Annotated in this window: 21 protein-coding genes and 2 pseudogenes; 18 read left to right on the top strand and 5 right to left on the bottom strand. The window is 58.1% G+C overall.

The features are described from left to right. From AC3B8H_RS05765 to AC3B8H_RS05735, 7 genes are all read left to right on the top strand, one after another. On the top strand, positions 1-984 hold a 984-nt coding region (locus AC3B8H_RS05765; protein WP_488440662.1), incomplete at its 5' end, for a filamentous hemagglutinin family protein. A 143-nt stretch (positions 985-1,127) separates the two neighbouring features. Further along, positions 1,128-2,915: a DUF2341 domain-containing protein gene (locus AC3B8H_RS05760; RefSeq protein ID WP_488440661.1), complete on the top strand. Its 1,788-nt coding sequence runs from the start codon at positions 1,128-1,130 to the stop codon at positions 2,913-2,915. Positions 2,916-3,219: 304 nt separating this feature from the next. Next, positions 3,220-3,624 carry an ExbD/TolR family protein gene (locus tag AC3B8H_RS05755; protein WP_071155059.1) on the top strand — a complete coding sequence of 135 codons (405 nt, stop codon included), beginning with the start codon at positions 3,220-3,222 and terminating at the stop codon, positions 3,622-3,624. Between the two features lie 6 nt (positions 3,625-3,630). Then, the gene (locus AC3B8H_RS05750) at positions 3,631-4,290 is read left to right on the top strand and encodes an energy transducer TonB family protein (RefSeq protein WP_488440660.1); all 660 of its coding nucleotides are present in this window, start codon (positions 3,631-3,633) and stop codon (positions 4,288-4,290) included. A gap of 18 nt (positions 4,291-4,308) precedes the next feature. Then, the gene (locus AC3B8H_RS05745; protein WP_488440659.1) at positions 4,309-6,018 is read left to right on the top strand and encodes a putative porin; all 1,710 of its coding nucleotides are present in this window, start codon (positions 4,309-4,311) and stop codon (positions 6,016-6,018) included. Positions 6,019-6,027: 9 nt separating this feature from the next. Further along, a complete protein-coding gene (locus AC3B8H_RS05740; RefSeq protein ID WP_488440658.1) occupies positions 6,028-6,660 on the top strand; it encodes a hypothetical protein in 633 nt (210 codons plus the stop codon). Positions 6,661-7,003: 343 nt separating this feature from the next. Beyond that, a complete protein-coding gene (locus AC3B8H_RS05735) occupies positions 7,004-9,391 on the top strand; it encodes a tetratricopeptide repeat protein (RefSeq protein ID WP_488440657.1) in 2,388 nt (795 codons plus the stop codon). Positions 9,392-9,395: 4 nt separating this feature from the next. On the opposite strand, the gene AC3B8H_RS05730 is transcribed toward AC3B8H_RS05735, so the two are convergent. Beyond that, entirely contained in the window at positions 9,396-9,734 is a 339-nt protein-coding gene (locus AC3B8H_RS05730) for a hypothetical protein (protein ID WP_488440656.1), read from the bottom strand. 34 nt (positions 9,735-9,768) lie between these two features. Between AC3B8H_RS05730 and AC3B8H_RS05725 the strand changes: the two are divergent. Beyond that, a pseudogene (locus AC3B8H_RS05725) lies at positions 9,769-10,219 on the top strand (IS66 family transposase); the annotation flags it as partial. 108 nt (positions 10,220-10,327) lie between these two features. Here the strand turns inward: AC3B8H_RS05725 and AC3B8H_RS05720 are convergent. The 4 genes and pseudogenes from AC3B8H_RS05720 to AC3B8H_RS05705 all read right to left on the bottom strand — a co-directional run. After that, positions 10,328-10,543 (bottom strand): annotated as a pseudogene (locus AC3B8H_RS05720) (transposase); the annotation flags it as partial. A gap of 271 nt (positions 10,544-10,814) precedes the next feature. Then, a complete protein-coding gene (locus AC3B8H_RS05715; protein ID WP_488440655.1) occupies positions 10,815-12,545 on the bottom strand; it encodes an NAD-dependent malic enzyme in 1,731 nt (576 codons plus the stop codon). Between the two features lie 70 nt (positions 12,546-12,615). Next, entirely contained in the window at positions 12,616-14,121 is a 1,506-nt protein-coding gene (locus AC3B8H_RS05710; RefSeq protein WP_488440654.1) for a B12-binding domain-containing radical SAM protein, read from the bottom strand. Beyond that, positions 14,118-15,296, bottom strand: a complete 1,179-nt coding sequence (locus tag AC3B8H_RS05705) for a GGDEF domain-containing protein (RefSeq protein WP_488440653.1) — start codon at positions 15,294-15,296, stop codon at positions 14,118-14,120. The genes AC3B8H_RS05710 and AC3B8H_RS05705 overlap by 4 nt, the downstream gene beginning before the upstream one ends. Positions 15,297-15,484: 188 nt before the next feature. Here AC3B8H_RS05705 and AC3B8H_RS05700 point away from each other — a divergent pair, with 188 nt between their 5' ends. The 10 genes from AC3B8H_RS05700 to AC3B8H_RS05655 all read left to right on the top strand — a co-directional run bounded on the left by AC3B8H_RS05700 (position 15,485) and on the right by AC3B8H_RS05655 (position 24,182). Continuing rightward, positions 15,485-16,423, top strand: coding sequence for a hypothetical protein (locus AC3B8H_RS05700; protein WP_488440652.1), 939 nt, complete (start codon positions 15,485-15,487; stop codon positions 16,421-16,423). A 158-nt stretch (positions 16,424-16,581) separates the two neighbouring features. Further along, entirely contained in the window at positions 16,582-16,815 is a 234-nt protein-coding gene (acpP, locus tag AC3B8H_RS05695; RefSeq protein WP_013820083.1) for an acyl carrier protein, read from the top strand. Between the two features lie 93 nt (positions 16,816-16,908). Continuing rightward, positions 16,909-18,153, top strand: coding sequence for a beta-ketoacyl-ACP synthase II (fabF, locus tag AC3B8H_RS05690; RefSeq protein ID WP_488440651.1), 1,245 nt, complete (start codon positions 16,909-16,911; stop codon positions 18,151-18,153). Between the two features lie 28 nt (positions 18,154-18,181). Beyond that, positions 18,182-19,021: an aminodeoxychorismate lyase gene (gene pabC, locus AC3B8H_RS05685; protein WP_488440650.1), complete on the top strand. Its 840-nt coding sequence runs from the start codon at positions 18,182-18,184 to the stop codon at positions 19,019-19,021. Continuing rightward, a complete protein-coding gene (gene mltG / locus AC3B8H_RS05680) occupies positions 19,006-20,010 on the top strand; it encodes an endolytic transglycosylase MltG (protein WP_488440649.1) in 1,005 nt (334 codons plus the stop codon). The genes pabC and mltG overlap by 16 nt, the downstream gene beginning before the upstream one ends. Further along, positions 20,007-20,636: a dTMP kinase gene (gene tmk / locus AC3B8H_RS05675; protein ID WP_488440648.1), complete on the top strand. Its 630-nt coding sequence runs from the start codon at positions 20,007-20,009 to the stop codon at positions 20,634-20,636. The genes mltG and tmk overlap by 4 nt, the downstream gene beginning before the upstream one ends. After that, positions 20,633-21,625, top strand: a complete 993-nt coding sequence (locus AC3B8H_RS05670; RefSeq protein ID WP_488440647.1) for a DNA polymerase III subunit delta' — start codon at positions 20,633-20,635, stop codon at positions 21,623-21,625. Before tmk ends, AC3B8H_RS05670 begins: the two co-directional genes overlap by 4 nt. 3 nt (positions 21,626-21,628) lie before the next feature. After that, complete coding sequence (locus AC3B8H_RS05665; protein WP_071157930.1) at positions 21,629-21,982, top strand: PilZ domain-containing protein; 354 nt, start codon at positions 21,629-21,631, stop codon at positions 21,980-21,982. A 44-nt stretch (positions 21,983-22,026) separates the two neighbouring features. Beyond that, positions 22,027-22,815 (top strand): TatD family hydrolase, encoded by a 789-nt coding sequence (locus tag AC3B8H_RS05660; protein WP_488440663.1) that lies wholly within the window; start codon positions 22,027-22,029, stop codon positions 22,813-22,815. 245 nt (positions 22,816-23,060) lie between these two features. Then, a complete protein-coding gene (locus AC3B8H_RS05655) occupies positions 23,061-24,182 on the top strand; it encodes a methyltransferase (RefSeq protein ID WP_488440646.1) in 1,122 nt (373 codons plus the stop codon). Positions 24,183-24,499 lie beyond the last annotated feature (317 nt).

Here is a 24,499-nt window from a genome sequence, read left to right as displayed (position 1 = left end):
TCCAAGATAATCGATGCGACGCGTTCGCTGACCGCCGACGCAACGCTAACTTCGGCGTCGGCGCTCGAAGCGTTTCGCGATTTACCGACGGAACAGGTGGCGGCGGCGCGGAAAACCCTCGATTCGATCAAGTTGGGTTTTTTCGAAAGTTTGAAGGCAGACGACGGCGCCTTGGCCGAAAACGCTCTACAAGCGCTGTTCCCGGAGGGCGATTGGATTGGCGCCGACGGCCTTGCGCAGGTCTCATTTCCGTGGCAGGGCAACTTACGGATGGTGTTCAGCAAAATGCATACGCTGGATGGCGGTAACATCAATCTGCTGGTGCCGGGCGGCGAAGTCAACGCCGGTCTGGCGGTATCCTTCCGAGGCTCCAAGGCCGCGTCGGAATTGGGTATCGTTGTTCAACGCAGCGGCAGCATTAACGCCTTCGTGCGTGATAATTTTCAGGTGAATACTTCCAGGGTGTTTGCGTTGGACGGCGGCGACATCATGCTCTGGTCGTCCAAGGGCAATATCGACGCCGGCCGCGGCGCGAAATCGGCGATCTCGGCGCCGGCGCCGAAAATCAGCTACGACGAAAAAGGCAATATGGTCATCGAGTTTCCGCCGGTGGTGTCGGGTAGTGGTATCCGCACGGCCGCCAGTTCGGAAGGCGTGGTCGGCGGCGACGTTTATTTGTTCGCGCCGCAAGGCGTTGTCGATGCCGGCGAGGCCGGGATCGGTGGGACCAACGTGACCATTTCGGCGACGGCGGTGCTCGGGGCGCAAAACATTCAGGTCAGCGGTATCTCGACCGGCGTGCCGGTGGCCTCGGTCGGCAGTGTTGCCGCCGGCTTGACAGGGACCAGCAACCTGACCGCCGGCGTCAGCCAAATGGCTGAAAGCTCGGTCGGCGGCGATGTGGCCGGCAAGAATACCGCCGCCGCCATCGCCAAGGCGATACTCGGCATTCTCAGCGTCGAGATCCTGGGTTTCGGCGATTGAGAACGGTGCTGGCGGCGTTCGGCGCCGCCGGCCGGCTCGGCGCGGGCATACCGTTCGAACCGGCGGCGTCATTCGGGAACATGTCATAAAAATGTAAGATTAGGCGGGGATAATTCGCGATATGTTTTGATTTGAGAGTAAACATGAAGCGGATAGTCCTTGCAGTTTTGACCCTGTTGAGTTTGTCGCAGCCGGCCCTGGCGTGGTGGAACGACGATTGGGGTTACCGGAAGAAAATCACCCTGGATGCCAAGCAGTTGCAACAGGAAGGCGTCAAGCCGGTCGGCGAGGCTTTGATACCGGTGCGGCTGCATACCGGCAATTTCGGTTTCTTTACCGATTTGGGCGAAAACGGCAAGGACGTGCGCTTTATCGCCGGCGACGATAAAACCCCGCTGAAGTTTTATATCGAGAAAATCGACGCCGTTAACGAGATGGCGCTGATCTGGGTGAAATTGCCGAAGGACATCGCCAACGCCGACGAGCCGGCGATCTGGATGTATTACGGCAATCCCAAGGCCGTGGACGGTCAGGACGGCGCCGGCTTGTTCGATGTGGTCCAAGGCTTGGCTTTCCACTTCGAGGCCGATGCGGTCAAGGACGCCACCGCCTACGCCAGTCAGCCGAGCAGCGCCGGTTCCAGCCGGGTCGAGGGTGGGGCGATCGGCGACGCGGCGGCGTTTAACGGCGGCGCGGTGATCAAGGTGCCGGCCACGCCGGCGATACAAACCGCGACCGATCCCGGCTGGACGCTGTCGATGTGGGTCAAGATCGATCAGGCCCAGCCCGACACAGTGTTGTTTCAACGCGATAAATTGACTTTATCCGTTAGAGGTCAGGCGCCGGTGTTGCAAGTCGCCGGTAAGGAATTCGTCAGTCCGGCCGGTTTGAATCTGGCCACCTGGCAATTGTTGGCGGTGACTGGTAACGCCGGCGGTTACACCTTGTATGTTGACGGCAAGGCGGTCGGCAACGTGCCGGCGACGGTAACCGCGCTGGACGGCGAACTGGCGATCGGCGCCGCGCTGGACGGTAGTCGCGGTTTTGTCGGCGCGCTTGACGAATTCGGCATCGCCAAAACAGTGCGCGACGGCAACGCGTTGCGCTTCGCCGCCTTGTTGCAGGGCCAGAACGCCACGATGTTGACTTACGGCGAGGACAGTACGCCGGACAGCGAGGAGGGCGGCGAGTCGTATTTTACCGCGACGCTGAACAACGTGACCGTGGACGGCTGGGTGGTGATCGGCATTCTGATGGTGATGTTCGTGATCAGTTGGCTGGTGATGATCGCCAAGGCCATCGTGCTGGGCCGGACCCAATCCGAAAACAAAAAGTTCGAAGCGGCTTTCAGCCGGCTTGGGCAACGCGACATCGCCACGCTGGACCACGCCGATGAAGACGGTCAAAGCGATTACGACGAGTCGCCGTTGCTATTGTCGTTGACCGGTCATCACGCCGCGTTCGCCGGGTCGTCGATATACCGGGTCTATCACGTCGGCGTGCAGGAAATGAACAAGCGTCTGGCCAAGGCGGTCGGCGCCGATGTCGCGGATCGCGGCTTGTCGGCGCAGGCGCTGAATGCGGTCAAGGCTTCGATGGACGGCGCCTTGGTCCGCGAGCTGCAAAAACTCAATTCGCAAATGGTGTTGTTGACGATCGCCATCTCCGGCGGCCCCTTTCTTGGGCTGCTTGGGACCGTGGTCGGGGTCATGATTACCTTCGCGGCGATCGCGGTCAGCGGTGAAGTCAACGTCAACGCCATTGCGCCGGGTATCGCGGCGGCCTTGACCGCGACGGTCGCCGGGCTGGGCGTCGCGATTCCGGCGCTGTTCGGATACAACTATTTGGGCAGCCAAATCAAGGTGATTACCGCCGATATGCAGGTGTTCGTCGACGAGTTCGTCGCCAAGTTGGCCGAACAACACAGTTAAGCCTAACCAGAGCAGCTGACGCGTATTAGGCCGTTCGTGCTGAGCAAGGTCGAAGCATGACCGGCCCAATACGCTCACCTAACGGGTGAATGAAAAATCCCGCCCGCCCTTCGACAAGGCTCTCCCGAGCGCAGCCGAAGGGCTCGGGACGAACGGGATTTTTTATCGCCCAACGGCTCTTTTAAGGTTAAACCCAAGAAAACCCAGGGTAAGCGGCGCCAAGCGATCGCTTACCGATACGCGGAAGGCCGTCGGAAACGCGCGGCGTTTTCCGGATGCTTATCGACGCTAGAGAAAAGTCCCGATGAAAGTTCAAGAAGAAAATGCCGCGTATGACGAGATTAACATCACGCCGATGCTGGATCTCGCGTATGTGCTGTTGGTGGTGTTCATTTTAATGACGACGGCGGCGGTGCAAGGCGTGCAGGTCAACCTGCCCAAGGCCAGCAATACGCCCAGCCTGTCCAAGCCGCAGACCAAGGCCATCACGGTCACCGCCGACGGCACGATATTTCTGGATACCTTTCCGGTGACGATGGAACAGCTGGAATCGACGTTGCTGCAGTACAAGGCCGCCAATCCGGAATTGCCGGTGGTCGTCAAGGGCGATGCGACGGTGCAGTACCAAAGCGTCGTGGATATCTTGGCCTTGTTGGGCCGCTTGGAAATCACCCAGGTTGGCTTGGTGACGCAGAGCTTGGTCAAGTAACCCTTTATGTCCGGCCACAAACATTGGCGGGTGTACATCCCGCGCTTGATCGGCTTTGCATTGGCGGCCTTGGCGATTTATTACATCGTCAAGGTGATCGGCGAGTTCATCAACGAAAAGCCGGCGCGCGGCGAAAAGAAAATTCAGCCGATTACCTTGCTGAAACCACCGCCCCCGCCCCCGCCGCCGCCTAAGGTCGAAAAGCCGCCCGAGCCGGAGATCAAGGAAAAAATCGAGGAACCGGAGCCGGAGCCCGAAGCAAAACCCGAAGAAGCGCCGCCCGACGAAGCGCCGGCCCGCGATTTGGGTTTGGACGCCGAAGGGACGGCCGGTTCCGACGGTTTCGGGCTGGCGGCGCGCAAGGGCGGTACCGGCCTGTTCGGCGGCGGCAGTCCCTACGTTTGGTACGGCGGCTTGATCAAAAACGACATCACCAATCTGCTGAGCGGCCACGACGATTTACGGCGCAAGGGTTATACCGCCATCGTCAAAATCTGGCTGAAGTCGGATGGGTCGGTTGAGCGTTTGGAGCTGGCGAAGGGCAGTAACGACGCGGAGATCGACGAATTGCTGACGCGCTCGCTGGAGAAATTCAAGCGCGTGGCCGAGCCGCCGCCGCCCGGCATGCAGCAACCGATCAAGTTAAAAATTTCATCACGTATATAAATCCAAACAGGTAGATCCATGGCGAACAAAAAACGGCTGATGGCCTTGGCATTGTCCGGGCTGATCGGCACGGCGCAGGCCGGCGAAAAGGAGGAGTTGCTGAAGCTGCGAAATACCACCACCAATTTGATCAAGCAATTGGTCAAACAGGGCGTGATTACCGACAAGATGGCCGACGAGATGATCAAGCAGGCCGAAGTCGACGCGGAGCAGCAGGTGGCGCAGGCCAAGGCGACCGGCGCCAAGGAAGCCGTGCCGGCCGACGAGGTCCGAGTGGCCTATGTGCCGGACTTCGTCAAGGACGAAATTCGCCAGCAAGTGCGTAGCGAATTGCGCGAGGAAGTCGTCGGCGACGTGATGCAAAAAGCCAAGAACGAGCAGTGGGGTTTGCCGAATGCGTTGCCGGAATGGACGCGGCGTTTCAAATTGTCGGGCGATATACGTTTGCGCTCGCAGCATGAATACATGGCCGAGGACAACATTGCCGACTCGTACTTCGACTATCAAGCCTTGAACGATGCCGGCGGCTTTTCCAACGCCAGGGATAATTTGACTTTGTTTCAAAACTCCACGAATGATCGTCAGCGCTTCCGCGAACGGGTGCGCTTGGGGATAGACGCCAATATTACCGATAGCGTGAAGGCCGGCGTGCGCTTGGCCACCGGCAACCAGCGCGATCCGGTTTCGACGAATCAAACCATGGCGAACTACGGCAACCACTATGCGTTCGCGGTAGACCGCGCTTATCTGCAATACGATGCGATAGACGACAACAAATACAAATGGTTGACCTTGACCGGCGGCCGGATCAAGAACCCTTGGTATACCGGCGGCGGCGAGTTCAGCGGCGGTAGCGAATTGGTATGGGATACCGATTTGTCGTTCGAAGGTTTTGCCGGCACGATCCGTCAGCGCTTGGGCGGCTCGGACAGTTTGCTGGAGAATACCGATCACTCCGATTCGGTGTTCTTGACGGCCGGCGCGTTTCCGTTGCAGGAAACCGCGTTCAGCAACGACAAATGGCTGTTCGGCGGGCAGGCCGGCCTGGAGTTGGGTTTCGACAACCAGGATAGTTTGAAAGTGTCCGGCGCTTACTTCGATTACGTGAACGTCGAGGCAAATCAGAATACCTCGGCGACATTTACCTGCGACAACAATACCGCCGCCAACAATGCATCGATGCCCAGCTTTTTGCAAGGCGGCAACACTTACGCGACGATCTGCGCCGAGGGTAACCGCAATTCACTGGTGTCGCGAACCGGCTTTCCGGCCATGGTCGGCTTGGCCTCGGACTTCAATATCGTGAATATCAATGCGTCCTACGATATGGCGGTATTCGCACCCTATCATCTGCGGTTTAGCGGTGATTACGCCAAAAACATCGGCTTCGATAAGGCGGCGGTCAGCGCCAGACACGGCCTAACGGTCGACGAAAAAACCAGCGCTTGGCAATTCCGCGCCGATTTCGGCTGGCCCAAGGCGGAAGTGGCGGGGCATTGGAACGTCTTCGCCGCTTACAAATATGTCGGGCGCGATGCGGTGCTGGATGCCTTTACCGATTCCGACTTTCATTTGGGCGGCACCAACGTCAAGGGCTGGTTCGTGGGCGGCAACTACGGCTTGATGAAAAACGTTTGGCTGACCGGGCGTTGGCTCAGCGCCGATATGATCAGCGGACCGCCCTGGGGCATCGACGTGTTGCAGATGGACATCAATACCCAATTTTAGGAGGCTGGCATGAGATCGGCATTGAAAGTGGGTTTAACGGCGGCCGTTATCGCCGTGACGGTCATCGATGCAACGCAGGCGGCGCCGCGCGAAGCCAAGGGGGATAGCGCGGCCGTGCTGAAGTTGCAAGCGCTGGTCAAAAGTTTGACCGGCGAGCGCGATGCCGCGCAAGCGGAAGCGACGAAGCTTTCTCAGGAAATCGAAGGCCTGAAAAAGGAAAAATCGGCGGCGCAGGCGGCCAAGGATGAATTGAGCGGTGCCTTGGCGGTTCAACGCAATGCGGCCGGCGATGCCAGGCAGCGTTTGGATAGGTCTCAAGCCGAGGCGCGCGACTGGCAAGAAAAACATCGTCAACTCAGTCAGGCCCATGCCGATCTGACTAAGCAGGCCAACCTGTTACGCGGCAAGCAGCAGGAGGTCGAACAACACCTGCAAGAATGCGGCAGACGTAACGTTAAACTCTATCAAGCCGCCAGCGAATTGCTGGAGCGCTATCAAAATCGCGGCACTTTGACCGCGCTGGTCGGCGACGAGCCGCTGTTGCAATTCGATAAAGTCGAAATGGAGAGTTTGGTGCAAGATTATCAAGACAAATTCGACGCCGAGAAGCTCAATCCGGCCGAGTCTGGGGTCGCTCGCTAGCCAAGCGTCCGAGTTGCCGGAGAAGAGGCTTTACCCCGACTGGTAGCGGGTCCCAAAGTCCCGCAATCCTCCGACGATTCTCGATGCATACCGGTGCGGTTCGGGTGCAGCGGTTTTTTAACCGCTCAACGCCGACGATACACGGAAATACGGCGTCCAAAGTCACTTAAGCAAATCCCTTGCCGCTTTGCGTCAATGTTGGGTGCGTCATCATGTCGCACCTGGTTGCGGGCGGTTTTGCCGATTCCGGCAATGCTTGACCTTGCAAATACGTTAAAATTTGAGCAGGCACCTTCACTTGCCGGCAGTTATTCATCAAACGCAGGAATTAGCGAGATACGCAATGACGACAAAAACAACCTTTTTAAAGACTCTGGGCATTGCGGTGCTGACCACGGGCTTGATGGCCTGTAACGGCGCCGAAGAGCGTAAAGCCAAATACATGGACGAAGGCAAGCAGTTGCTGCAGGCCGGCGATTTCGAGAAAGCCCAGCTTGCTTTCAAAAACGTGTTGCAAATCGATCCCAAGGATTGGGAAAGCCGTTATCAAATGGCCGAGGCGTTGAGCAAGCAAGGAAAAATTGAAAACGCGTTCAAGGAATACAGTACCGTTGTCGCCAATAGCGAAAATCATGTGATGGCGCGAGTTAGGGTCGGCCAGCTGTTATTGTTGAATCGGGCGGTGGATGACGCTGAAAAAATGGCTGGCGAAGCCCTCGCGAAACAGCCGGACAATGTGGAGGCCTTAGTGTTGCTGGCGGGTGTTCAGGCCGCGAAAAACAATGACGACGCCGCGATAGCCACGATCGAACGCGCCTTGAAACAAAGCCCGGACGACGTGTCCGCCACGCTGATGATGGCTTCGATTCAAACCAAATTGAATCAAGTTGATAAAGCGATTGCCTTGCTCAAGCAAGCCGCCGACAAGAAAGCCGACAGCGTGCCGCTGCGCAGCATGCTGGCCGGTCTTTACGCCAAAACCGGGCAATTCGGCGAAGCCGAGAGCTTATTGATTTCGCTGATCAAACTGGAACCGCAACAATTGCAGCATTATCGAACGGTTGCCTTGTTCCAGGTCAGCACTCAGCAATTGGACAAAGCCGAGGCTACTTTGCGCGACGCGGTTCAACAACTGCCCGACAACGATACCGCCAAATCGTATTTGGTGGATTTCTTGCTGGAGAAACGCAGTCCGGAAGTGGCGACCGCCGAGTTGTTGCCAATGATCGAAAAGAAGCCGGACGCCTATGATTTGCGCTTCAAACTGGCCAATATTCAATTAGGCCAGAAGCAAGCCGATAAGGCGGAAGCCACGCTAAAAGAGGTGATCGAACTCGATAAATTGGGGGCTAGCGGTATCACTGCCCGCAACAAATTGGCCGCGTTGTATTCGATGACCAAGCGTGTCGATGAAGCGAAAGTCATGAACAAGGAAGTGTTGGACAACAATCCGCGCGATGCCGAGGCGTTGACCCTGCGTGGTCAATTCGCGTTGAGCGAAAACAAAATGCCGGAAGCGATTTCCGATTTCCGTTCGGTATTGGTCGATCAGCCCAACAATATCGCGGTGTTGAAGTTGCTGGCCGCCGCGCATCTGCGTAACAACGAAGATGAACTGGCTAGGGAAAATATGGAAAAAGTCGTCGCGGCCGCGCCGGGCGACGAAGTCGCGCGGATGGATCTGGCTGGCTTGTTTATGAAGGCGGGTCGGCAGGATCAAGCCAAGCAGCAATTGGAAGCGTTGATCAAGGCCAACCCCAAAAGCTTGAAGGGTTTGGAGGCCTTGTTCAAATTCGAGCTCAGTCAAAAACACTGGGATAAAGCCCAGGAAGTCGCCAAGCAGGTTCAGCAACTGTCCGACACCGATGCCACCGGTTTTTACATGTCGGGATTGGGTTATCAGGCCGAAAACAAGTTGGATGCCAGTGTCGAGGCCTTTCAAAAAGCCTTGGACCGCAAACCCGATGCGATTGAGCCGTTGACCGAGATGGTGAAAAGTTTGTTGGTGCTCAAGCAGCCGGACAAGGCCGCCGCCAAGCTGCAGCAAGTCATCAAACAGCAACCCGACCATTTCGTCGCCTACAATTTGCTCGGTGGCGTTTATTTGAACCAACAAAAATTCGCCGACGCCAAAGCGATCTATCAAAAGGCATTGACGATCAAGCCGGAATGGTACAGCCCGTATCGGAACTTGGCACTGATTGAACTCGCGCAGAAAAATCAGCCGGAAGCCGAAGCGATCTACCGCAAAGGGATAGACAAAACCAACGGCGCGCTGGAGCTGGTCGACGATTTGGCGCGGCTGATACACCGGAGTGGCAATCACGAGAAGGTAATGGCCCTCTACGAAGAGTCTTATAAAAAGCATCCGGATTCGGCGGTGGCGATCAATAATCTGGCCAGCTATATCTCCGATTTCGCGGCGACCCCGGAGAATCTGCAACGCGCCGAGAAAATGGCCGAACCCCTGGCGAAGGCCAACAACCCGAACTTATTGGATACCGTCGGTTGGATCGCTTACAAACAAGGCAAGTTCGACAGAGCCAAGGAGTTGTTGCTGCAGGTCGTCGAGAAAGCGCCGAATGCCGCGATCAGCCGCTACCATTTGGGCATGGTGTATTACAAACTGAACGACACGGTCTCCGCCAAGGAGCAGTTGCAAAAAGCGGTGGACGGCAAGGTTGAATTCGACGGATTGGCGGAAGCCAAGGAAACGTTGGCGAAACTCTAAGTTCTTACTCTGAAAGATCCGCTGTGGGGAAGGCGAGTGGCGTCATGGCCAAAACAGACCGCAAATCGGCTTTGGCTGTAGCAGCCGTCAGGCTGTGATATAGCCGTATTGAATGAGCTTTTTGATCCAGCGCGGCGCATTGCGCTGGACAGAGAGTGCTTCGTAATCTGCTTGGGCATTCCCGGTGGTAATCGCCCTGCTGGATCAACAAAAACTCGGATTTCAATAGTTTGTGGGCAATGGCGAAATTGGCGCGCTGTCGCCCGCGTCGGATCAACAAGGCTTTGAACTGGTATTGCAAGCCGTAGCGGGTTCGGCTGGCCGCATTGGTGGCTTCACACAAGATGCGTCGCAGATGGGCCAGTCTGAGCTCGACTGCGCAAGGCGCCTTGAACCGCATCGCCAAGCCGTATGCGGTTGAAGCCGACTCCCGTGATTTAAGCATGGATGGGCGAAAACTCCGGCGCGCCGGAACAAGCCTGCCGATCCTGACCGAGCACACGACTGGCTACAGCAAACCCGTCTGCGCAGCACCTCGGCCAAAGTCATTGACTACAGCCTGAAACGCTGGGTTGCCTTAAGTCGTTATGCCAAAAAGGATGATCTGCCCACCGACAATAATCCGGTCGAGAACAGCATCCGCCCCATCGCCTTGGGGAAAATGAATTGGTTGTTTGCGGGATCGGAACGCACCGGTCAACGCGCGGCGGTGATACAAACCCTCCTCGGCACCGCTAAGCTCAACGGCCTCCATCCTCAGCCTAGCTGAAAGACACCCTCGAGAAGCTGCCCACCAGGCCCAACAGCCGCATCGGCAAGTTACTACCGTTCAGTACACGGATTAACCATAGCCGCAGCAGGCTGACGGTATGGTCGGGTTGCTCGCTTACACACGGCGGTCTTGGCTTGTGTCAGTAAATGGATCGTCAGAAATCACACCGTCAGCGGCAGTTTGGTGTGTTCAAATAGTGTCCCGCTGGTCAGCGACGTTTGGTGGTGACAGGTCGTGCATTGATAGAGGTTACGGGTCTTGACCAGGCTATAACGACCGCCAGCGCAACTTGGGCATTGAAAACCGGACGGCCATCGAGCCTGAAACAAGGCGTCGGTACACCGGGCTTCGGTACCGTACCGCTCCAGGAAATCCGTCAAACTGAAGCCTTTTTGAAATTGAAGGGGTTCTTTTTCACGGCACGATCTCCAGGCTGTTCATGGCTTTCATGGGGCTAGCCAAATGTTGGAAAGTTGCTGAGGGTCGTGGGCAATCAGGTAAGGTTAAAGCCGACGATCCACTGTAGCGGGCCAGCGCTTAGTCGCGTTTGCCAGCCGGTTCCACTCGAACCGAGGCGATCCGCCAAATGTCGGATTGTTCTCGGTTCGGGCGTAGCGCATCGTCATCCGACTGACTAGCGGGAACGGCGGCTTAATCCGGCTCGTATCTGAACGGCAACTGTTCGGCTCGCCACGATGCCGATTCGATATAAGCGGCCAAATCGGTGTCGGCCAAATCGGCGCGGCGGGCGGAGCCGTCCCGCAGGGCTTGGGCCAGAACGCGTTTGGCGACCGATTGGCAAACTTTCTTCAGATCGGCGACCGGTGGGTAAATCAGGCCGGCTTCCAGACAATGCTCGGCGGTGTAGTCCGCCAGCGCGTAGGCCGCTTCCTGCACCATTTCGTCGCTGATGCGGCTGCATTCCGCCAAGGTCGCAGCCAGGCCCAAGCCCGGAAAAATGAAGGCGTTGTTGCCTTGACCCACCGGGTATTGCCGGCCGCCGTAACTGGCGTCTGGAAACGGGCTGCCGGTGGCGACGATGGCACGGCCCTCACTCCAATTCAGCAAATCCTGCGGATCGGCTTCGCAATTGTCGGTGGGGTTGGACAACGGGAATATGATCGGTTGGGCATGGAAACCGGCCAGATCGGTGACGATTTGCCGGTTGAACAGACCGGCGACGCCAGACAGTCCGAGCAACACGCTGGGTTTGGCATGGGCGATGACCTGTTGCAGACTGGGGACTTGGTCGGCGGCGATACCCCAGTCGCGGTAGCTGTCGGGATCTTGCGCCAGCGGCAATTTGTAAGTATCGCGGGTGTGGCCTTTGACGACCAAGCCGTGCGCGTCGATGACGAAAATCCGGGCTTGCGCGGCGTCAGGCGTCAGACCGGCGCGGATCATGCCGCTCTTGATCGCGGCCGCCACGCCGATGCCGCCGGCGCCGGCGCCGGCCACCACGACGGTCTGGTCGGTCAAGGCTTCGCCTTTCAGCCGGCACGCCGACAGCAGCCCCGCCAGCGCCACGGCGCCGGTGCCTTGAATGTCGTCGTTGAAGCACGGAATCCGGTCGCGGTAGCGCTCCAGCACATCGAACGCGACGTTCTTGGCAAAGTCCTCCCATTGAATGATGGCCTTGGGCCATTTGGCTTGGACCGCCGCGACGAATTGATCGACGATCTCGAAGTACGCCGGGCCGGTCAAGCGTTTTTGCGGCACGCCCAAATAAAACGGATCGGCCAGCAGATCGTCGCGGTTGGTGCCGACGTCGAGGTTGACCGGCAGGGTTTGGAAGGGACACAAGCCGCCGCCGGCGGTGTAGAGCGCCAGCTTGCCGATCGAGATCGCCAGGCCGCCCATGCCTTGATCGCCGATGCCCAAAATCGCCGACGAATCGGTCACCACCAACATCCGGATGTCGTGCCAGGGGTAGTTGTCGAGGATTGCGCCAGCCCGATCGATGTTTTCGACCGAAAACGTCAAGCCGCGCGCGGTGGTGTACATCGAGCTGAATTGCTGCACGGCCTGGCCTATCGTCGGCGTGTAAACGATGGGGACCATTTCGTCCAAATGGCGCTCCAACAGCGCGTAAAACAATACTTCGGAGCGTTCCTGGGTGGCGCGGAGAAATTGATACTTGGCCAGATCGCTCGGTTGCTTCAGATAGTTGGCGTAGAGGCGGTCCAATTGGCGATTGAGATCGGTCACTCGGGGCGGCAGCAAGCCGTCCACGCCCAGTTCGATGCGCTCTTCGATCGTGAAAGCGGTGCCTTTGTTGGTGGCCGGCAGCCGAAGTAGGGCGATGCCGCGGATTTTGGCGGCGATATAGGTTTGGCCGTTGGCGTCTTGCCGGTAATCGAAGTATTCGCTCAATGGAGTCATCGGGTTTCCTTTGCGTAGTCGGAGGGGTTCGGGTGTGGACGCGGCGGTCGCGGCGCCGGGTCGGCATGGGTCATTCGCATGATGCTTGGCGTTGTCGTTTGCCGGTTTGCGGGCGTCTGGCCGGTACTTGCGGGACGGCCGCTTCGAAGGCTGGCCGGCCTTTTTCGCCGCTGCGCCGGTAGTCGGTCGTCAAGGCCGCCGCCGCCGAAGCGGCCGGTATCAGCAATTGCTCGGTCATGATGCCATAGCTGAGCTCGTACAGGCGTTTCAACGCGATTTGCCAAGTACTGCCGGCGCCGGCGTAAAGCGCGTCGCTAAAGTCTAAAAACCGTTCGAACGGCCGGTCGCCGCACAGCAAGGGCAGGCTGGTCGTAAAGCGGCCGGAGTTACCGATCATATCCCAGTATCGCGCGAATCGCTGCATGCGTTGAATCTCGCTGAAGCGAATGTCACGGGTCGCGAGTACCGAATACGGCGGATTCGGATCGTAACGCATCCGGTAGTCGCGGTCGTGGCGATTGATCGGCGCGCCGCGCAACCGCTTCAATATGCCGACCTGAATTTCCTGGGGCCCGAGCGCGTAGAGGCGGTCGAAGCTTTCGCCAAAATTGGCGAGTGTGTCGCCCGGCAGGCCGAATATCAGGTCGGCGTGGATGTGGGCGTGGGTGTGTTCGCGCAACCAGCCGAGGTTGGCGGTGGTGGCGGCGTTATCCTGGCGGCGGCTGATCAGTTGCTGAATGCCCGGGTCGAAACTCTGCACGCCGACTTCGAATTGCAACACGCCGGGCGGAAAGCGGCGAATGGCTGTCCGCAGCCGGTCTGGCAAATGATCGGGAATGACTTCGAAATGGACTTGTAGGCCGTCGCCGAGCCGGTCCAAGAAAAATTCCATAATGGCCACGCTGTTGTCGATGCGCAGGTTGAAGGTGCGGTCGATGAATTTGAAATGGCGGGCGCCGCGTTGGTAAAGCGTGTCCAGCTCGGTTAAAAACGCCGCGAGCGGAAACGGCTTGGCGGTGGCGTCAAGCGCAGACAGGCAGAACTCGCATTTGAACGGGCAGCCGCGCGAGGCTTCGACGTAAGTCAGGCGTTGGCGCAAATCGCTGTCGCTGTAATAAGGGTAGGGCGAGGCTAATTCGGCCAGCGCCGGCACCTGTCCGGCGACGATGCGTGGCTCGGGCGGTTCGCCGGCCAGCAATCGGCGGCACAGCGCCGGAAAACTGAGTTCGCCGGGACCGGTGACGATGTAATCGGCCAGTGCCGCGCAAGCCGGCAAATCCGGCGGATGGCTGACTTCCGGGCCGCCCAGCACGATGGCGATTTCCGGCGCGACTTGCTTGAGGATAGCCAATACCGCGCCGATTTCCGCGACGTTCCAGATGTAAACGCCAAAGCCGATAATGCGAGGCCGGTGGTCGAGCAGGCGCTCGGCGATTTCCGCCGGCCGTTGCTGTAGGCCGAATTCGGCGATTTGGGTCCTTTCGCGCAGTTCGGCCATGTTGGCGTAAAGGTAGCGCAAACCGAAGGCCGGATGGATGTAGCGGGCATTCAGGGTACTCAGCAGTATTTCGGTCATGCCGGGCTGATCCGGAATTGCGAAAATGTTTCCGCGCGGTTGCGGCCGGTTTGTTTGGCGCGGTATAGCGCGGCGTCGGCCGCCTCCAGCAGCGCGTCGCCGTTAAGGCCGGTGTGTTCCGAACTGGCGATGCCGATGCTGATTGAGCTGCTGATCGGCGTTCCGCGCCAATCGACCGCCTGCTCGGCGTGAATGCGGCGTAAACGTTCGGCCAATTGCTGAGCTTCCAGCTCGCTGGTGCCGGGTAGCAGCAGACAAAACTCCTCGCCGCCGTAACGGGCCAGATAGTCGTCGCGGCGGATTTCCAGCCGCGCTCTGGCGGTCAGTTGGCGCAGGACTTCGTCGCCGGCCCGGTGGCCGTGGCTGTCGTTAATCAGCTTGAAATGGTCGACGTCCAGCATCACCACCGACATCGGCTCCCGGCGGCGTTGGCTGCGCGCCAGCATGCGCTGCAATTCCAACTCCAGACTGCGCCGGTTCCAGGTGCCGGTCAGCGCATCGGTGGTGGCCAGATTTTCCAGTTGGGAAGCCATCCGGTAATTGACCATCAAGATGAAGCCGAAGGTCAGAAACAACTGGATGACGCTGCCGGCAAAGAACATGACCGGGTTGATCAGCATCGGGCTGAACAGGTGGTAGGCGCCTGGCGGCGCCGAGTAAATCGCGATGGCTCGGGAGGTGTAGATCAGGCTGAGCGCCGCGAAAGAGGCCCCGGTCAGCCAGTGGGCCGTGCGTTCGGGCGAGGGCAGCCTGATGAGTAAGGCACGGGCGCAGTTGAAGTCGATCGCCGCGAACACCAGCGAGTTGACGACGGCGCGAAATTGCACATTGACTTGCACCAGGCTGAACCAATAGCTGAAAAAGCCGACCAGTACCACGATGGCGATCATCCAGCGAAGTTGGCTGGGTTCGCCCTTGAAGGCTTGAATGCCGACCAACTGGGTTACCGATCCCGCCGCCAGCAATGCCGCGCCGGCGACCACCGGCCAGCCCTGGCCGGCGTGCAGATTGGGAAAGGCGATGAAGGAGCCCAGGCTGATGCACAAGCTAGCTATTGCCCAATGCCGGAGTCCCCGCACGCCGCGGGCATGCAGGCTGGCGACCGAGAGCAGTATCGAGAACAGAAAACTGAGCACGGCTATCATCACCATCATCGTGCGCAGATCAAGGTTCATTCAAGTTCCCGGTGGGTTCGTGGCTGGTCGGATGTCGGCCGAAAATCGGGCCGCCGTTCAGCCAAGCCTACAAAATTTTTCCCGGTCGCGCTACTGGCACGCCGACACCGGGCAAGACCGGTCTGTGCGTCGCGCGCTTATTCGGCCTAAAATGCGGCTAATTCCGCTTAAACCACCGGTTAGTATTGATGACAGAACAAACGTTTCAATTCGAACAAATCCATATCGAAGTCGCCCGCAACGCCTCCGACGACTTCAATTTGTTTCACGATAAGCACAAGTGGCTGCAGATCACGCACAACCCGTTCAAGGGGCCTATCGTGCTGGGCTTTCAGTTGAATACGCTGATCGAATACCAGATGCGCTTGTACCGGGAAGCGCATCAGGAGGACAAGATTATCGCGGACCGTGGCCTACGTTTCAGCAATTATCAGATAACCTTCGTCAACGCGTTGCGGCCGCGGCAGGAAATGACGCTGGATATCAAAAAAACCCTAATCGCGACGATTCCGGAATTGACCTTGACCAACCGGGTGGCGATCAAGTCGCAGGGCAAGACCATCTTGCTGGGCTACAAGAAGGAGACCAAGACTCCGTTGTTCTTGGCGAATACCGATTTGAGCGGCTTGCCGGACCTGAATGCGCTGGCGGACGACAGCATCGTGTCCGGCACGGAGTTTTTTCTGAAACGCAAATGGATGCACAACGGCAACGTCAAGAATTTCCTATCGGGTTCGCTGGCCGAACAATCGGCGTATTTTGACGAACTGGCGCACATCGCCAATTATCCGGAAGTGTTTCCCTGCTGTTTGACCTCGGGAGCCTTGCTGGAAAAGGCCCAACTGGAACACCACGATTTCAAGGCGAATCCGATGGTCTATACCTCGCACGACATCTCGGTCGACCGCTGCTTGGTCCAGCGTTTGAAAAACAACGACAAGCTGCATATTCTGGTCAAGCAACTGCCGGAATCCAAGGACAATACGCTGAATCACACCGATATTCTGCTGCGGACATACGAGTGCTACGGCGTGTTGGAGGATAGGGAAATCCTGTTCAGAATCAAGCTCAATCTGGTACCGCTGGAGGAAATCGTCCGGAATTTGAGCGCCAAGCCGCAACAGTAGCGGGTCTGGCTAATGTTGTGAAAATTTTTGAACATCAAGTATAATCCGCTAAGTCGTTAGGCCCGGCCGGTGACGAGATTGCAAATTCAATTAATACAACACTAAAGATAAGGTAAGTGCTTGCAATCAGGCATTTGCATTGTTCGAGGAAAAAACATATGAGTAATATCGAAGAACGAGTAAAAAAGATTGTCGCGGAACAATTAGGCGTAAAGGAAGAAATCGCAAACGATGCGTCTTTTGTTGACGATCTTGGCGCTGATTCTTTAGACACAGTTGAACTTGTCATGGCTCTGGAAGAAGAATTCGAGTGCGAAATTCCGGACGAAGAAGCCGAAAAAATCACCACCGTCCAATTGGCTATCGATTACATCAACGCCAACTTGCAATAAGTCAATTCAAGTCAGTTAGTGGATGGCGTTTCCATCCACTAGCCGGTTCCTCCCTCTCTTCCTGGTTGTCTTCTTTTTACCGGTAGTTTTACTGTGAGCACACGTCGAGTTGTTATTACGGGCTTGGGCGCCGTGACGCCTTTGGCCAACAATGTTGCCGATACTTGGGACGGTATCGTCAATGGCAGGAGCGGCATTAGTCCGATCGATTCCTTTGATATTTCCCCCTTCGCGACCACCTTCGGCGGTGTGATCAGAAACTTCAATATCGGCGACTACATCGCCGAGAAAGACGCCAAACGCATGGACGGCTTCGTGCATTATGGCATCGCGGCCGGTTGCCAGGCGTTCGAGGACTCGGGTATCGTCGTCACCGAACAGAATGCCGAGCGCATCGGCGTCGCGATCGGCGCCGGCATCGGCGGGATTACCGGCATCGAAGAGTGTTACGCCACCTACACGGCGTCCGGCCCGCGGCGAATTTCCCCATTCTTCGTGCCGGGGAACATCATCAACATGATTTCCGGCAATTTGTCGATTAAATACGGTATTAAAGGCCCGAATTTCGCGATCGTCACGGCCTGCTCAACCGGAACCCACAATATTGGCGACGCCGCGCGCTTGATCAAATACGGCGACGCCGACGTGATGGTCGCCGGCGGCGCGGAGCGTTGCACGACATCGCCGACCGCGATGGGGGGATTCGCCGCCGCCAAGGCCTTGTCGCGCCGTAACGACGATCCGCAACGGGCCAGCCGGCCTTGGGATCGCGATCGCGACGGCTTTGTATTGAGCGACGGCGCCGGTGTGGTGGTGTTGGAAGAGTTGGAGCATGCCAAGGCGCGCGGCGCCAAGATTTACGCCGAGTTGGTCGGTTACGGCATGAGCGGCGACGCCTATCACATTACATCGCCGTCCGAGGGCGGCGAGGGCGCGGCGCGCTGCATGCGTAACGCAATGCGCGACGCCAAGTTGAATCCGGAAGATATCGATTACATCAACGCCCACGGTACCTCGACGCCGGCCGGCGACATTGGCGAAACCCACGCGATGAAAGCCGCGCTCGGCGAGTATGCTTATAAAGTCGCGGTCAGCTCGACCAAATCGATGATCGGCCATTTGCTGGGGGCGGCCGGCGGTATCGAGGCGGTGCTGACCTCGTTGGCGATTTGCAACCAGATCGCGCCGCCGACGATCAACCTGGAAAATCCCGATCCGGAATGCGATCTGGATTACGTCCCCAACACCGCCAGAAACATGAAAATCGACGTCGCGATCTCCAATTCGTTTGGATTCGGCGGCACCAACGGTTCTCTGGTGTTCAAACGCTACGCATAATTTTTGCGGGCCGTGGCAGTGACCGGCGATGTTTCTGCTAAACGGCGAACCCGCGCACTGTATCGACCCGGCCGATCGCGGCTTGCAGTACGGCGACGGCCTGTTCGAAACGCTGGAAGTCCGGCGGGGCCGGCCCTTATTCCTCGATCGGCATCTTAGGCGTCTGGCTCTAGGCTGTCGGCGTTTGATGATTCCGATGCCCGACGCCGGTTTGCTCGAAGCGGAAGCCTTGTCTCTGACCACCGATCGGGAAGCCGCCGTGCTGAAACTAATCGTCACTCGCGGTAGCGGCGGACGCGGCTACCGGCAACCGGACGTTATCCAGCCCACGCGGCTATTCAGCCTGCATCCCTATCCCGAGTATCCCGCGCACTACCAAACCGACGGTGTCGTCGCCGATTTTTGCCGGCAGCGCCTGTCGTGCAATCCCACGCTGGCCGGTATCAAGCACCTGAATCGTTTGGAGCAGGTACTCGCCCGCGCTGAGTGGGCGGACGACGGTCGCCAAGAAGGCTTGATGCTCGATAGTCTGGATCGGGTGGTCGAAGGGACCATGAGCAACCTATTTATCGTCAAGGACGGCGCTTTGTTGACGCCTGGTCTGGCCGATTGCGGCGTGGCCGGCATCGTTCGCGAGTGGATATTGGCGTTCGCGGCCGCCGAAAACTTGCCGGCGGCGGAGGCGGCTATCACCGTGGACCGGGTTTTGGCGGCGGACGAAGCGTTCGTGACCAACTCGGTGATTGGGATTTGGCCGGTGCGGCAATTGGCCGAGCGAGGCTTCGCGGTCGGGCCGGTGACGCAACATATACGCGCTGCTTATCAGCTAGCCAAACAACGGGAGTTGTCGCGATGGTCAAGCATGTAATGGGTCACAGCATTGCCGCCTTCACGTTGCTGATGCTGGCCGGACTGATCTCGATCTGGGCGGTGATGCACTATCATCTGATTGAGAAAAAATCGGTGGTAGCCAATGAGACGGTAATAGAAATTCACCGAGGCGATACCTTGGACAGCATCGTCACGCTGCTGACGGAACACGGCATCCAAATCAACCGTTTCTGGTTCAAGCTGTTCGCCTATAAAAATCATCTGGATCGCGGCCTAAAGCGCGGCGAGTACGTGCTGGCCAAGGGCGCCAGCGCCGCCGATATTCTGCAACAATTGACCGAAGGCCGCACCCGCCAATATTCGATCACTTTCCCGGAGGGGTGGTCGTTCAAACAACTGTTTCAAGCGGTTAAAACCAACCCGTATTTGGCGCATACGCTCAGCGACGCCGAGTTGACCGAATTGATGAAAGGCATCGGCTCGGACAAACCCCATCCAGAGGGCTTGTTTTTTCCGGATACCTATTATTTTGAAAAATACACGGCCGATATTGAATTGCTGAAACGCGCTCACGACCGGATGCAAAAAGTGCTGGCCGAAGAATGGTCCAAGCGCGATCAAAACGTGCCGCTGGAAAATCCCTACCAAGCCTTGATCCTGGCGTCGATTGTCGAAAAGGAAACCGGCGCGGCGGAAGAGCGCCGGCAAATTGCCGGCGTGTTTGCCCGGCGCCTGAAAAAAGGCATGCTGCTGCAAACCGATCCGACCGTGATTTACGGGATGGGCGACAGTTACCATGGCGATATTCGCCATAAGGATTTGCGCGAGCCCACGCCTTATAACACCTACGTCATCGAAGGCCTGCCGCCGACGCCGATTGCGTTGCCGGGCAAGGAGGCCATCGTCGCGGCGCTGCATCCCGACAAAGGCGATGCGTTGTATTTCGTCGCCCGCGGTAACGGCCGCCACGCGTTTTCGGCGACCCTGGCCGAACACGAAAAGTACGTGGAGCGCTACCAACGATGAGTCGCGGCCGATTTATCACCTTGGAAGGCGGCGAGGGCGTCGGTAAGTCCACCAATCTGCAATTCGTCAAGGCGTGGCTGGAGACGCGCGGTATCGTTCCGGTCGTGACCCGCGAACCGGGCGGTACCGGGATCGCCGAAAAAATCCGGGCCATTCTGCTGGAAAAAGCCGACGAGCCGCTGTCCGAGCAGGCCGAATTATTGCTGGTGTTCGCGGCGCGGGCTCAGCATATCCGGCGGGTAATCTTGCCGGCCTTGCAATCCGGACAATGGGTGCTGTGCGACCGATTCACCGATGCGACTTACGCTTACCAAGGCGCGGGCCGGCGGCTGGATGTCGCGACCATCGAATGGCTGGAGAATTGCGTGCAGGGCGACCTGCGCCCCGACCTGACCTTGTTGTTGGATGCGCCGGTTGAAATCGGTATGCGGCGCGCCAGACGGCGCGGCGCGGCCGATCGCTTCGAAGCCGAGCGGGCCGAGTTTTTCGAGCGCATTCGCCAGTGTTATCTGTCTCGGGCGGCGCAGGCTCCCGAACGCTACCGGGTTGTCGATGCCAGCCGGCCGCTGGCGGACGTACAAGGCAGTCTGGCCGGCGAGTTGGCGGGGTTGTTGGAGCGGCGATGACCAGCCTTTACCCCTGGCAGCGGCCGAGTTGGCAAACCTTGCAAGCCTATCTTGCCCAAGGGCGGGTGCCGCAGGCCTTGCTGGTTTCCGGCCCGGCCGGCATCGGCCGGCGGCAGTTACTGGAACATTACGCGCGGGCGTTGTTGTGCGAAACGCCGTCGGCGGAGGCATTCGCCTGCGGCCGGTGCCACGCCTGCCGGTTGGTGGCGGCCGGCACTCATCCCGACTATTTGACTGTCGAATCCGACGAGTCCGGCAAGGCGATCGGTATCGACAAAATTCGCCAACTGATCGCCAAGCTGGCGCTGAAGCCACAATACGACCACACCTACCGGGTGGTGATTTTGAGTCCGGCCGAACTGCTGAACACCGCATCGGCCAACGCCTTCCTTAAGTGTTTGGAAGAGCCGACCGAAAGGACTTGTTTGCTGTTGCTGACCGAACAACCGGGCCGGTTGCCGGCGACGATACGCAGCCGTTGTCAGAAGTTGCATTGTCCGCTGCCGCCCAGGGCGCTGGCATTGGAATGGTTGGCGGGGCAGGGCATACAGACCGGCGCCGAGCTGGCATTGGATTTGGCGCGTGGCGCCCCGCTACTGGCCGACGAATACGCCCAACGCCACATCGCCGAACACCGCCAACGTTATTTCCAGGACTGGTTGATGATCCTTCGGGGCCAAGGTAACCCGTTGGCGGTCGCCGAGCAGTGGCAGAAGGGTGAGCCGGTGGAATTGGCGGTGGCCCTGACCTGGATGGCGCAATGGGTGGCGGATATCATTCGCTACGCCTATCAGGCGGAACCGGCCGGCGCGGCCCATCCCGACTTGAAAAATGCCTTGCAAGCCCTGTCCAAGCGGCTAGAATTGCAAGGCTTGTACCGTTTTTACGATGCCTTGCTGCTTGCCAAATCGCAATTGGCGACGCAATTGAACCGGCAATTACTGGTCGAGCAACTCCTGATCCGCTGGTCGCAACTCAATCCGAACTAAGCCATGGCAGAAACTCCGTCACCCCGGCAAGGCATACTCTCGCTGTCGATCAAGGACAAGAACGCGTTGTATGCCGCCTATATGCCTTTCGTCAAAAACGGCGGTTTGTTCATTCCGACCAAGCGCGAATACGAAATGGGCGAGGAAGTGTTCATGCTGCTGAATTTGATGGACGAGACCGAGCGGTTGCCGATCGCCGGCAAGATCATCTGGAAAACCCCGAACGGCGCCGAGGGTTACCGCGCCGCCGGCATTGGCGTGCAGTTTAGCGATCAGGACGGCGGCATGGCCCGCAATAAAATCGAAACCTATCTGGCCGGCGCGCTGGAATCCGACCGTTCCACACATACCATGTAGTAATGCCGGCGCGCCCGCCGGCCTTGATTTTCGTCAACCAATCGATGTTCATAGACTCCCATTGCCACCTCGACCGGATCGACTTGCAGCCCTACGGCGGCGATTTTTCCGGTTTCGTCAGCGCCGCCCGCGCCCAGCAAATCAGCCGCATGCTGTGCATCGGCATCGATTTGGAGGCCTACCCGGCCATGCGTCGGCTAGTCGAGCCTTATCACGACATCGCATTGTCGGTGGGCGTGCATCCCAACGTCACCGAAGGTCGCGAGCCCAGCGTCGAAGATCTGCTGGCGCTGGGTAGCGATGCCAGGGTGATTGCCATCGGCGAAACCGGCCTGGATTATTTTCGCAGCCACGGCGAGTTGGATTGGCAATTTCGGCGTTTCCGCAACCACATCGCCGCCGCCAAGCAACTCCGCAAGCCGTTGATTATTCATACCCGCGAAGCCGGGCAGGACGCGCTGCGGGTCCTTAGGGAAGAAGGCGCCGATACGGTCGGCGGCATCATCCACTGCTTTACCGAGGATTGGGATTACGCGGAAAAAGCCTTGGAACTCAATTTTTACATCTCGTTTTCCGGCATCGTCACGTTCAAAAACGCCGAAGCGATCAAGGATGTCGCCCGACGGATTCCGGCCGACCGCTACCTGATCGAAACCGATTCGCCGTATCTGGCGCCGGTGCCCTATCGCGGTAAACCCAATTATCCGTTGTACGTGCGCCACGTCGCCGAACACATCGCCGAATTGCGCGGTGTCGACGTCGAGACGGTCGCCCGGCAGTCCACCGAGAATTTTTATCGCTTGTTTGCCGGCGGATTTGACGCGGCGCATTGAGCGAGCGGGCAAAAAAAAGCGGTCAGGACCCGGATGTTTGAGGCTGACCGCATAGAGAGGTGGGGTATAACTCTCATTCCCCGTCTGGGGCGCATACAAGAGTTGGGTTCAGTCTACTGAACTAAAGTGCGGTAGAAAATGTGGCATATTGCCGCGTGACAAATTGTCGCTGTTGAAACCGCGAGTCCTCGTAGCCTAGTCGCCAAACTCTAGGCGTAAGCCATCAACCGAACATGGAACAAGACATGATAGTGCCGCAGGGGCGTTTCCAATTGGCGCGCTTGCCCTACCGGCGTCAGGAAACGCTGAGAGCGTGGGATGCCGCCGACGAATATCTGCTTGCCCATCTTGCTGGAACCGGTCTTCCCGAAAATGAGCGGATCGTCATTTTAAACGACGGTTTCGGCGCCTTGGCCGTCGCGCTGCACGCGTTCCGGCCGACCGCGATGTCCGACTCCTGGCTGTCGCAACAAGCCACCCGCGATAATTTATGTCGCAACGGCCTCGACGCGGAAAACGTCGCATTGCTGGACAGTCTCGGAACGCCGGGCGCCGATATTGATTGCCTGCTGATCAAAATTCCGAAAACGCTGGCCTTGCTGGAACACCAACTGCACTGCTTGAAACCGCGCTTGACGAAAGGCGCCCGCGTGATCGCGGCCGGCATGGTCAAGAATCTGCCGCCGACCGCCTGGAAGTTGTTTGAACGCCTGCTCGGTCCTTGCACGCCGTCGTTGGCGGTCAAAAAAGCCCGCTTGTTGTTCGTGCAAGTCAATCCCGACTTGGCGCTGCCGGCCAATCCTTATCCGATTCGATACCGTTTGGAGAACGACGAGCTGATCGTGACCAATCACGCCAACGTGTTTTCGCGTGATTCGCTGGACATCGGCACCCGCTTTTTATTGCAGCACCTGCCGGATCGAACCGGCTACCGGGATTTGATCGACTTGGGTTGCGGAAACGGCGTCGTCGGCATCCTGTTGGCCAGGCGCTACCCGGCCGGTCGCCTGGTATTCGTTGACGAATCGTTTATGGCCTTGGCGTCGGCGCGGGAAAATTTTAATACCGCGTTCGCCGGTAGCCGCGACGCCGATTTCATCGCTGGCGACGGCTTGACCGAGTTTCCGGCCGAGAGCGCCGACTGTATCGTCTGCAATCCGCCGTTTCACCAGCAACATACGGTGGGCGATCAAATTGCCTGGTCGATGTTTAAACACGCTTCCCGGGTTTTGCGCAGCGGCGGCGAATTGCGGGTGATCGGCAACCGCCATTTGAATTATCAGCTTAGTTTGGGCAAATTATTCGGCCAATGTCGGCTGGTCGCGGCCAATCCGAAGTTTTCGGTGTTCAGTTGCATCAAGCCTTGACGGCTTTGCGAGCGGTGACGAGCCAAGCAATTCGCGCGGCGTATTTGAGAGGGTAAGCGTTCGCGGCGAATTTCGATCAGCCAATTCGGCGCGTGAACCAGGCTTTTTGCGATACTCGAAATTCGAATCATCCATGAGCGAACTTCCGAGCGATATATACGGCCAACCGTGCGATATTGATACTCGATAATTTAGGGGCGTTAACTAAAATGGCCGGTGTATGGGCCGGATTGCGCGGAGTGCATCTTGAGCCGACGTCGACCGGACCAAAAACTCAAGGCTATGTCGAAACTATTGAATTGCAGCCCATCGATCCA

This window comes from Methylomonas sp. BG-2, from assembly GCF_057766305.1.
The sequence above is the reverse complement of the archived record's forward strand: the minus strand, read 5'-3'. Positions and strand labels throughout refer to the sequence as shown.